8 protein-coding genes are annotated in these 11,064 nt (G+C 60.4%); 4 read left to right on the forward strand and 4 right to left on the reverse strand.

The annotated features are described in order from the left end of the window. Positions 1-17 precede the first annotated feature (17 nt). Complete coding sequence (locus tag WAW39_RS20235) at positions 18-3,197, forward strand: efflux RND transporter permease subunit (protein ID WP_422320975.1); 3,180 nt, start codon at positions 18-20, stop codon at positions 3,195-3,197. A gap of 8 nt (positions 3,198-3,205) precedes the next feature. Beyond that, positions 3,206-4,717 carry an efflux transporter outer membrane subunit gene (locus tag WAW39_RS20240; RefSeq protein ID WP_422320976.1) on the forward strand — a complete coding sequence of 504 codons (1,512 nt, stop codon included), beginning with the start codon at positions 3,206-3,208 and terminating at the stop codon, positions 4,715-4,717. 427 nt (positions 4,718-5,144) lie between these two features. On the opposite strand, the gene WAW39_RS20245 is transcribed toward WAW39_RS20240, so the two are convergent. The 4 genes from WAW39_RS20245 to WAW39_RS20260 are packed head-to-tail and all read right to left on the reverse strand — an operon-like array spanning position 5,145 to position 10,232. Beyond that, entirely contained in the window at positions 5,145-6,980 is a 1,836-nt protein-coding gene (locus WAW39_RS20245) for a DUF4340 domain-containing protein (protein WP_422320977.1), read from the reverse strand. Positions 6,981-6,996: 16 nt separating this feature from the next. Then, positions 6,997-8,493: a DUF7088 domain-containing protein gene (locus tag WAW39_RS20250; RefSeq protein ID WP_422320978.1), complete on the reverse strand. Its 1,497-nt coding sequence runs from the start codon at positions 8,491-8,493 to the stop codon at positions 6,997-6,999. An 18-nt stretch (positions 8,494-8,511) separates the two neighbouring features. Beyond that, positions 8,512-9,270 carry an ABC transporter permease gene (locus tag WAW39_RS20255; protein WP_422320979.1) on the reverse strand — a complete coding sequence of 253 codons (759 nt, stop codon included), beginning with the start codon at positions 9,268-9,270 and terminating at the stop codon, positions 8,512-8,514. Continuing rightward, on the reverse strand, positions 9,267-10,232 hold the full coding sequence (locus WAW39_RS20260; protein WP_422320980.1) for an ATP-binding cassette domain-containing protein: 966 nt from the start codon (positions 10,230-10,232) through the stop codon (positions 9,267-9,269). Before WAW39_RS20260 ends, WAW39_RS20255 begins: the two co-directional genes overlap by 4 nt. Positions 10,233-10,488: 256 nt before the next feature. Between WAW39_RS20260 and WAW39_RS20265 the strand changes: the two genes are divergently transcribed. Together WAW39_RS20265 and WAW39_RS20270 are read left to right on the forward strand one after the other, a co-directional pair. Continuing rightward, positions 10,489-10,758, forward strand: a complete 270-nt coding sequence (locus WAW39_RS20265) for a hypothetical protein (protein WP_422320981.1) — start codon at positions 10,489-10,491, stop codon at positions 10,756-10,758. Positions 10,759-10,803: 45 nt separating this feature from the next. Continuing rightward, positions 10,804-11,064: hypothetical protein (locus WAW39_RS20270; RefSeq protein WP_422320982.1), on the forward strand; the 261-nt coding region annotated here is incomplete at its 3' end.

The raw sequence follows: 11,064 nt of genomic DNA on the forward strand, positions 1-11,064 counted from the left end.
AACCCCACCACGCTTCCATGAACATTTCCCGTTTCTTCATCACGCGCCCCATTTTTGCGGGCGTGCTGTCGCTGCTGATCTTCATCCTCGGCACGATCTCCCTGTTTCAACTGCCGATTTCCGAATACCCCGAAGTCGCGCCGCCCACGGTCATCGTGACGGCGACGTACCCGGGTGCGAATCCGAAGACGATCGCTGAAACCGTGGCTTCGCCGCTGGAGCAGACGATCAACGGCATTGAAAACATGCTCTACATGTCGTCTCAAAGCACGGCGAACGGCGTGATGACGCTGACCGTCACCTTCAAGATCGGCACGGAGCTGGATCTGGCGCAGATGCAGGTGCAAAACCGCGTGGCCCAGGTGCTGCCCAAGCTGCCGGAGGAAGTGCGCCGCTTTGGGGTGACCACCGTGAAGTCGTCACCCAACATGACGCTGGTGGTGCATCTGCTGTCCCCCAATGAACGCTATGACGAGATCTACCTGCGCAACTACGCGACGCTCAATGTGAAGGATGAGCTCACGCGCCTTTCGGGCGTCGGCCAGGTGAACATCTTCGGCGGCGGCGACTATGCGATGCGCGTGTGGATTGATCCGGACAAGGCGGCGGCGCGCGGCCTGACCTCCGGCGACATCGTGAATGCGATCCGCGAGCAGAACATCCAGGTGGCGGCAGGCACCATCGGCCAGCAGCCGACCAAAGAAGCCTCGTTTGAACTGACGGTGAATGCCAAGGGGCGTCTCATCAGCGAGGAGGAGTTTGACCAGATCATTGTCAAAATCGGGCCGAATGGCGAAAAGCTCCGCCTGCGTGATGTGGCACGTGCTGAGATGGGATCGGGCGACTACTCGCTGCGCGCCCTGATCAACAACAAGCGTGCCGTGGGCATGGGGGTGTTCCAGCTTCCAGGTGCGAACGCGCTGGCCATCTCACAGGCGGTGCGCTCCTGCATGACGGAGCTGAAGAAGAAAATGCCCGAAGGCGTGGATTATGCGATCGCCTACGACCCGACGGTGTTCGTGGAGAAATCCATCGATGCGGTCATTCACACGCTCATCGAGGCGCTGCTGCTCGTCGTGCTCGTGGTGGTGCTCTTCCTGCAGACCTGGCGTGCGTCGATCATTCCGCTGGCAGCGGTGCCGGTGTCTCTTGTCGGAACCTTTGCGGTGATGCACGCGCTCGGCTTTTCCATCAACAACCTGTCTCTCTTCGGTCTGGTGCTGGCGATCGGGATCGTGGTGGATGATGCAATCGTGGTCGTCGAAAACGTCGAGCGAAACATCCGCAACGGCCTCAAGCCGCTGGCGGCGACGCAGCAGGCCATGACGGAGGTGACCGGGCCCATCATCGCCACGGCGCTGGTGCTGTGCGCGGTGTTCATTCCCACCGCTTTCATCAGCGGGCTGACTGGACAGTTCTACAAGCAGTTTGCCGTCACCATTGCCATCTCAACGGTCATCTCGGCCATCAATTCGCTCACGCTTTCCCCCGCGCTGTCCGCCTTGCTGCTGAAAGGTCATGGCGACAAACGGGACATTCTCACGAAGATCATTGATGCTCTGTTTGGCTGGTTCTTCCGGCCGTTCAACCGCTTCTTCGAGTGGTCGTCAAACATGTATGTCGGCATGGTGAAGCGCATCATCCGTTTCAGCGTCATCGCCGTCATCATCTACGGCGGGCTGGTGTGGGCGACGTGGAAAGGCTTTGAAATCGTGCCAGAGGGCTTCGTGCCCGGACAGGACAAGCAGTACCTCGTCGGTTTTGCGCAGCTGCCAGATGGCGCTTCGCTGGACCGCACCGACGACGTCATGCGCCGCATGTCCCAGATCGCCATGGATCATCCCGGCGTGAAGGACGCCATCGCATTCCCCGGCTTGTCGATTCAAGGTTTCACCATCAGCCCGAATGCCGGCATCGTGTTTGTCGGTCTCGATAATTTCGAAGACCGCACCACGCCCGAATTGAGCGGCGGAGCCATCGCCAATGCGCTCAATGGCAAGTTCATGGCCATTCAAGATGCGATGGTCATGATGTTCCCGCCGCCGCCCGTCAACGGCATCGGCACCACGGGCGGATTCAAGCTCATGGTGGAAGACCGTGGCAACCAGGGCTACGCGGCGCTTTATCAGGCCACGCAGAAGCTCGTCGGCGCCTCCTATGGCACCCAGAAGCTCACGCAGGTTTACTCCGGCTACACCGTCAATGTGCCGCAGATCGAGGCGGATGTGGATCGTGAGAAAGCGAAGATTCAGGGCGTGCCGCTGGCAAATCTTTTCGAGACGTTGCAGATCAATCTGGGCAGCCTTTACGTGAACGACTTCAACCGCTTTGGCCGCACCTACCAGGTCGTCGCGCAGGCGGAGCAGCAGTTCCGTGACAATCCCAGCGACATCACGCGGCTCAAGACGCGCAACATGGCGGGGGAGATGGTTTCCGTGGGCTCGCTGGTGAAAGTGAAGGAAGGCTTCGGGCCGGATCGCGTCACGCATTACAACGGCTACCTTGCGGCGGACCTGAATGGAGCACCGCTGCCGCCGCTGAGCTCCGGCCAGGCCGAGGAGCTTATTTCCAAGCTGGCCAAAGACGGCCTGCCGGGCGGATTCGAATTCGAGTGGACCGATCTTACCTACCAAAAGATCATCGCGGGCAACACGGCCATCTACATTTACCCGCTCTGCATCCTGCTGGTGTTCATGGTGCTGGCCGCTCAGTATGAAAGCCTGCGCCTGCCGCTGGCCATCATTCTGATCGTGCCGCTGTGCCTGCTGTTTGCGCTGGCCGGGGTGATGATCACCGGCGGTGACAACAACATCTTCACGCAGATCGGCTTCATCGTGCTGATTGGCCTCGCATGCAAAAACGCCATCCTGATCGTGGAGTTTGCGAAGGAGAAGTTTGATCATGGCCTCAGCCCCCTGGAGGCGGCCATTGAGTCCTGCCGCCTGCGTCTGCGTCCGATTTTGATGACGTCCATCGCCTTCATCGCGGGTGTGTATCCGCTGGTTGTTTCCACAGGTGCAGGTGCTGAAATGCGCCGCGCCATGGGCACTGCGGTGTTTGCCGGCATGATCGGGGTGACCTTCCTCGGCCTGTTCTTCACACCCGTGTTCTATGTCCTGGTGATGATGGGGCACAAGAAAAAGACCGCTGCTCCTGCCGCTGAGATTCCTGTCGACGCCCTTCCTGTCCCTCATTGATTCCTGTTATGCGCATCCTCTTCTCATTCCTTCTCGCGACCAGTGCCATCGCTCAAATCGGGCCGGACTACGAACGTCCCGAAACGGTGACACCACCGAACTACAAATCCGCCATCCGCTGGCGTGAAACACGTCCGCTGGACTCACTGCCCAAAGGCGACTGGTGGCGCGTGTTTGGCGATGCCCGGCTGAACGATCTCATGGCGCGCGCCACGGCTCACAATCAAACGTTGAAGGCGGCGGTTGCACGCTTTGACCAGGCGCGTGCCGGCACCGGCATCGCCCGTGCGGCGTTCTTTCCCAGTGCGGACATCAACTCCGTAATCACCACGCAGCGCACCTCGCCGAACATGCCGAGCGCCTTTCCGCTGGGAGGCCTGCACTATGTTGGGCCGAGCTACAATGTGCCGCTCGACTTCAGCTGGGAGCTTGATCTGTGGGGCAAGATCCGCCGTCAGGTGGAAAGCGCGCGTGCGGATGCCTCTGCCGCCGCCAGCTTGATGCAAAATGTGCTGCTCGGCATGCATGCCGATGTCGCCACGAATTACTTCCGCATTCGTGCTCTTGATGGCGAACTGCAGACCGTGCGTGCGGCCGTCGGCTGGCGCAGGCAGGCGCTGGACATCGCCCGTGCCCGAGTGAAGGCCGGTGCAGGCAGCGAACTGGAGCAGGCGCAGGCAGAGACGGAAGTGGCCACCGCCGAGGCGGAAGTGAGCGCGCTGCAGAATCAGCGCGACCAGCTTGAAAACGGCATCGCCCTGCTGACCGGCACGAATCCCAGCGCCTTCAAGCTCGGGGGCAACGCCAGCTTTCTGCCCACACCTCCGGCCATTCCCGTCGGAGCGCCCACTGACCTGCTGGAGCGCCGCCCCGATGTGGCCGCTGCCGAACGTGCGCTCGCCTCTGCCACGGCGCAGATTGGTGTGGTGAAAGGGAACTTCTTTCCCAGCATCAAGCTGATCGGACACGGCGGCTATCTCAGCGGTGACTCGGCCAATCTCTTCGAGGTCAGCAGCCTCAATTGGAACGTGGGGCCCAGCATCAGCGTGCCGTTGCTGTCCGGCGGCAAGAACCGGGCTGCTGCGGAGCGCAGCCGTGCTGCGCATGATGAGGCGCTGGCGAACTACCGGCAGGCCGTGCTTGTCTCCTTCAGCGACGTGGAAAACGCCCTGGCCGCGCTGCGCAATCTTAGCACTCAAGCCGAGGCGCAGCACCGTGCGCGTGACAGCGCTCAAAAAGCCGCCGAGATCGCGCATGCACGCTATGAAGCGGGCACGAGCCCCTATCTGGATGTGATCGAGGCGAACCGCTCGCTGCTTGCCACCCAGCGTGCCTGCGCCACGCTGGCCGGACAGCGCTTGATCGCCAGCGTCAGCTTGATCAAGGCGCTCGGCGGCGGCTGGGATCAAAGCCTGCCCGTCACGGTTCCCGTCGCCACGGCAGACCCTGCGGCCCGTGGTTCAACCGCCGAGAAGAAAGGCTTCTTCACGAAGGTGAAGGGGTGGTTCAAGAAGGATTGAGCCGGTGTTCGGTAGAGACGCTGACTCAGTTCATGCCCAGCAAACCCTTGTTGCATTCTGGATGGCGGAGCCATCCCAGCGTGTAGCGAGGGGTTGAGCGTAGCGATACCCCTCGTAATAGAGCACGACATTCGCAAGCAGGCACATGCATCGCGTAGCGATGCCAGCGCGGGCTTGGCCCAGCGTTTGCCACTTGTCTCAGCGATGACGTATGCGCAAAGAAAGAAGGGGGCGATGGGACGCATGTGCTGGCATCGCTACGCGATGCATGGACATGGGAAGTGGCATATTCCGGTGAACGAGGGGTGTCGCTCCGCTCAACCCCTCGCTACAGGCTTTGATGGCTCCGCCATCGATGGGTGCCTTTGCTGTGGGATGGAAGTACGGGGGCGTCACCGAAGCAGTTTGCCTGAGTGCACTCTCACCCCTACTTCGCCTGCTTGGGCTTGAAGATGTTGATGCCGGCGATTTGCAGCAGGGCGTTGTTGGTGATGTAGAAAATGTCGGGATCATTTTTGATCTGGCCAAAGTAGAAGGCCGTGCTGGCATTCGGCTGGGTCGGGGAGAAGAGGATTTCAATCTCACGCACGGGGCCGTCGAGACGGCCAGGTTCGCCGAGGACGATCTGAATGGTGAGGAAGGGAGTTTTCAAGGCCTGCAGCGCATCGCTGCGGTCTGCGGCCCAGTCCTGCACCGTGAAGCGTGAGAGGCCGGCGGCGAGCTGGTCGGCTTTGACGCGGTCGAGTTCGGCGGTGATGTCATGGCCGCCGCGTGAGGCTTTCCATTCGGCGGTGACGGGGTTGTAGTCGAGGATCGTGGGGGCAAAGGCACCTTGAGCCATGGTGATTTTACGCAGGGCGAAGGTGGTGAAGCGCAGGGCTCCGAGGCCTTTCCATTTGATGCCGTCGGTGGGCAGGGAAGGCAGCAGGGAGGCATCAATGCGGTAGATGAAGGGCTCGCTGTCGTATTTGGCAAAGAACTGCGTGCTTTCCGCATTGTGGCCAAACATGAGCTTCACCGGCTTTTCACGCTGCGGAGTCCAGGTGACGGTCTGGAAGGGATCGTCCAGGCCAAAGGGAGTCAGGTCTGCGGCGGAGTCTGCGGCGAACTGGAGGATTTCATAGCTGTTGAGCGCGTCCAGGCAGCGTGAGACGCGTTCGCCGTTGGCGGGGTCCCATTTGCCATGGCGCTGCAGGTACCAGGAGCCGCCTTCGTTGCGCAGATTGATCTCCGGGTGGGTCTTGCTGGTGATGGTGATGAAGTCCAGGTGCTCGCCGTCGATCTGCGCCAGCAGGTGGTCGCGCAGGGCATTGGGACCGACCCAGAGGCCAAGGAGGTTTTTGGCGACGACCGTGAAGGCAGGTTTGCGATAGGCGGTGGTGGCGGTGGTGACCGCCTGTTTCTCATCGGCAGGTTTCTTGACGGTGAACTCGTAGGATTTGCCGCGTGTCTTGGACTCCACGGTGACTTTGATTTCATCGGCATGGGCGGTCTGCGCGTCTTCCTTGGCGGTGGCGGTGACGTCCTTGGCCTCGGTGATTTCGATGTTCAGAATGGTGGAGAGCAGTTCGGTGATGCGCTCTTTGCTGCCGCGTGTTTTGAGCGGTTTTTCGAGCAGCCAGGGGGTGTGCTCATTTTCACGGCTGAGTACGATCTGCCCGGAGGGCTGGCTCAGGGTGATGCTGGTGATGACTTCCGCAGGCAGTCGCAGAAGCTTGGGGTCGCGCCAGGAGGCGGCGGGAATCTGCAGGACCATCGGCGCTTCACTTTTGGCGAGGTACCACGCGATATCTTTGTGGGCGGGGTCTGGAATGCCGATGTAAAGGCCGTTTTCGACCGCCGCAGGGGAGCCGAACCAGCATTCGTAAAGCGGTGCATCTCCGGCGAGGAGGCGCACTTTGAAGCGGGGTTTGTCCAGACCGGTTTTCTGCCACTCAGCGCCATCAAATTGCTCCGGGTGAATGCGCTCGATCCATTCGACCCCATTGAGGGTGAGAATGAGCGCGGCGACTTTCTGCGGATCTGCCAGATCGTCATAGGGAGCCTCGACCCGCCAGGCATTGCCGTCACGCACAAGGGTGAGCGGCACGTTTTCAGCGGTGAGGATTTCGATGCGGGTGACTTTCTCCCGTTCGAAACGGGTGGGGCCGCGTCTGACTTCACGCAGATCAATGGCGGCAGGAAAGTAACGCTCGATGCCAAGGATGATGGCGCCCATGGCGGCCACGAGCAGAAAGAGAAGAAGAGTGGTGCGTGCGCTCATGCGTCAAAGTCGGTGCTCATGCGGCCCGCCGGCTGGCCCAGACCATGAAACCGAAGCCGAGCACGGCGCCCGGCAGGGTGATGGAGGTGATCCAGAAGATCAGCTCATGCTGCTTGTTGGTGAGCTGAATGCGGTAGGAGTGTTTGGATTTGGCGGGGATGCCGATGAAGCTTTCGCGGTTCATCAGCCAGTTCAGCCCGGCGGCGGCGAAGTCACGGCTGACGGCGAGCATGGTCTGCTTGTCGAGCAAGGTGGCGTTGGAAACCACCACCATGCGCGAGCTGTCCGCACGCTGAGTTTCGTCTCCCACGGCGCCGCGCTCGATGCTGGCGGCCACATAGATGGGCGGCAGCGTGTCCTCCTCGTCGGCGACGGGCAGTTCCTCCAGAAACTGCTTTTCACCCCAGTAGCGCGGTGCGGCCTGGATCAGCGGCTTGACGCTGATGGACTGCTCCTTGAGCGAGATGTTCTCCGGGATGATTTCCAGGGATTCCGTCTGCCCGGCCAGAGTGATGGCGGAAGAGGTCAGATGGTGGATGAAGGGGACCTCCTTGGCGAATTCGCCCAGCACGGTGAATTCCTTCTTGGGGCCGGTGCTGGTGCTCTCCGCCATCAAAACGCGGTCCCCACGGGGATGCAGGCCGTTGGCGGTGAGGAAGGCGTTGAGCCGTGCGGTTTCACCGCCGGGATCGAGCATGATGAAAATGCCGGCCCGCTTGGACTGCCAGTAATTGTTGAGCATGACGATCTCACGTTCGGAAAAGTCGTAGCGTGAGCCCAGGATCATCAGGCCGTCGGCGTCCGTGGGAATGTGGGCGACCTCGGAGAGATTCACCTGGATGACTTCGAAGTTCTGCTGCCTGCCCAGATCGATGGCGGCGTTGTAGGAGTCGCTCTGCCCCAGACCGGAGCGGCTGCCTTTGCCGACGACGTAGTAGAACTTGCGCACGCGGCCCTCCACGACGGAGATGAGGGCGGATGAGATGGCGTCTTCACCGCGAAATTCGATGATCTGCTTGTTGGTGCTGGTGCCCTTTTCACGGACCACGAGCTCCTCCTCGGTGATGAAGCGCTTGTTGGCGCCGCAGCGGATGAGCACGCCGTTTTGCGCGAGCGAGAGGCCGGTGTCTGCCTTGAGCTGCTCCGCGCGCTCGATGTCGCGCACGGGATCAATGGAGCGCACCTTGATGCGCTGCCTGCCGTGCAGGTGGTATTCCTCCAGGAGGGACTGCACTTCGCCATACACCTTGGAATCACGGCCAAAGACGATGTTGATCTGCACATCGCGCGTCAGGCTGTCGAGGTATTTGAGGGTGGCGGGACTGAGGGTGTAGTCCTGGCTGGGGCTGAGATCCCAGCGCCAGTAGTGGTAGTAGTTGAGGCGGTTGACACCCGCAAACAGCGCCAGTGCCAGAAGGACTTGCATGGCGACATTCAGGCCGATGCCGTAACGCTTCGGCATGGGTTTGGCGGCGGCGCTGGCTGGCGGGTTGTTCTGTTCGGAATCCGGCATGGTGTTGGATTTATCGGCTCACGGGCGCCAGCGGCGGAACTCAACCACGTGGTGGGTGAAGGAGAGGAAAAGCAGCGACATGCTGAGGTAGTAAATGATGGGACGGCTGTCGATGAGGCCGGCGGTGAAGATGCGGATGTGCTCCGTGGCGGCGAAGTAATTGACGATGTCCACGATGGTGTCGGAGATCTTGCGGCCCACGACCATGATGAAAATGCCCAGCAGGAAATGCATCAGGCTCAGGGTGAAGGAGATGATGGCGGCGACGATCTGATTGGCGGTCAGCGACGAGGCGAAGCAGCCGACGGCGAGATTGAACATGCCCATCACCACCAGGATGAGGTAGGCGCCAGCCATGGCACCCGAAGGCAGCTCCACCTGTCCGGCGGAGATCCAGTGGGCAAACTTGAAATTGAACAGGCTGGGCAGCCACAGCACGCAGTAGACGATGACGGCGGCGAGGTATTTGGAGCCGACCACCTGCCATGCACGCACCGGTGCGGTGAACAGGGTCTCCAGCGTGCCCAGCTTTTTCTCCTCGGCAAAGAGGCGCATGGTCAGCAGCGGGAAGATGAAGAAGTAGGACAGCCAGAACCACATGGCGTGAAAGGTCCAGCTGACGATGGAGCCTTCGCTGGGGGCATTTTCCAGCACGGAGAGGGCCGCGCGAAAGGCGAAACCATTCAGCACCATGACCAGCGCCAGCACCACGTAGGCGACGGGGGAGACAAAGAAGGAGTGCAGTTCTTTCTTGAGCAGAATCCAGAATATCCTCATAGGACGTGGGTGGGAATGTCGGTGGGGGGGCCCGCGTTCATGGAAAGTTCGACGAAGACATCCTCCAGGGTTGGGAGCTGGAGGTGCATCTCGCGGATGCGCCATTTTTCCTTCATGGCGAGTTCCATCACTTGATCGCGCACGTCGTGATCGGGTTCCACCCGCAGGGTGAAGCGCCGCCAGGGATGAACGAGGAGATCCTCCTCGGTGGCCTTGCGCACGGCGCTGATGGCGGCGAGTTTTTCCGCCAGATTGCCGGTGCCTTCGATTTCCAAATGCAGCAGCGTGGTGGACCGCAGCTGGCGCGTGAGGTTCGCCGGGGTGTCATTGGCGCGGATGCGGCCCTGATGGATCATGATCACGCGGTCGCAGGTCTGCTCCACTTCATGCAGGATGTGCGTGGAAAGCAGCACGGTGTGCTTGGCCTTGAGATTGCGCAGGAGATCGCGCACGTGGCGGATCTGCACGGGGTCGAGGCCGTTGGTGGGCTCGTCGAGGATGAGCAGCTTGGGCTTGTGCACCAGGGCGTCCGCCAGCGCGACACGCTGGCGGTAGCCTTTGGAGAGATTGCCGATGAGGCGCTTCCGCATGTCGGTGACGCCGGTGAGCTCCATGACCTCACCGATGCGGCGGCGCATGGTCAGGCCGGAGAGCCCTTTCAATTCGGCGCGGAATTTCAGGTACTCTTTGACCCGCATGTCCATGTAGAGCGGGGCATTTTCCGGCATGTAGCCCACGGACTGGCGCACCTGGATGGACTGGTGAAAGACGTCAAACCCTCCCACGGTGGCCCGCCCCGAGGTGGCCGGCATGTAGCCGCTGAGGATGCGCATCGTGGTGGATTTTCCAGCTCCGTTCGGGCCCAGAAAGCCCACGATCTCCCCCGGTTCCACATGGAAGGAGATGTTGTTCACCGCAGTGCGTCCGGCATACTGCTTGGTGAGTTCCTGAACATCAATCATGACTGGGAGGGAGAGGGGAGTGGCTGGGTTATGGTTAAGAGGGTAAATTTAAACCTATGCTCGCCTGAATGACAATTCGCAATGAGGCATTCGCAAAAATGAATGAGGGGAGGGGTGTCGACTGGATCCCTTACCGCCTCGCCACGCCCACTCGGGGATCAAGATGATCCCATGGCGGGGGGCGTGGGCGTCAAGCTGTGGAATTGGGATTGGAATCCGGAGTGTCTGAGGTATGCTCAAGCAGGAAATCCTCGTCATGACCATCACCAAACAGATTCCTGCCGAACAGATGCGCAGCCTTGATTTACATCAAGGCGACAGTCTGCGTATCGTGGCTGAAATGGGTTCCACATTGCTGATTCAGATTGTGAAAGCTGCAGCACAGCCCCCGAAGACGAGCAAGGGTGGGGCAGGAGCTTGGGCACGCAAGTACGCAGGTGCGGCAAAAGGCCAGGATGCACAGACAACGGAAGAGGTGCGCATGGCGCATTTTCAGGAAAAGTACGGAGCTCACCAATGCACATAAATTTCCTCGGAGCGTGGCTTCATTTGCCGCAGCCGAATTAGCGTTATGCGTGAGATTTCTCCAGCCATAGGTGCCAACGCAGACGAGATTCTTGCCATGTATCCACCTGCGGCTCAAGCATTGGCGGCCCGCATTCGAGGTGAGAAGTCAGCAGGTATACGTCCCATCCCTTCGAACAAGCTTATAGATAAGTCGTCCGTTCTTTCTGGTCCCACACGGAGGATTCTTCTCGATATGGTTGCTAGACTGACGGACGAGAACCTGTTTGGAAGGTCTGAGATGTGCATTCAGTTCGCTGTATTACTG

It is taken from the genome of Prosthecobacter sp. (genome assembly GCF_049294395.1).
Lineage (GTDB): Bacteria > Verrucomicrobiota > Verrucomicrobiia > Verrucomicrobiales > Verrucomicrobiaceae > Prosthecobacter.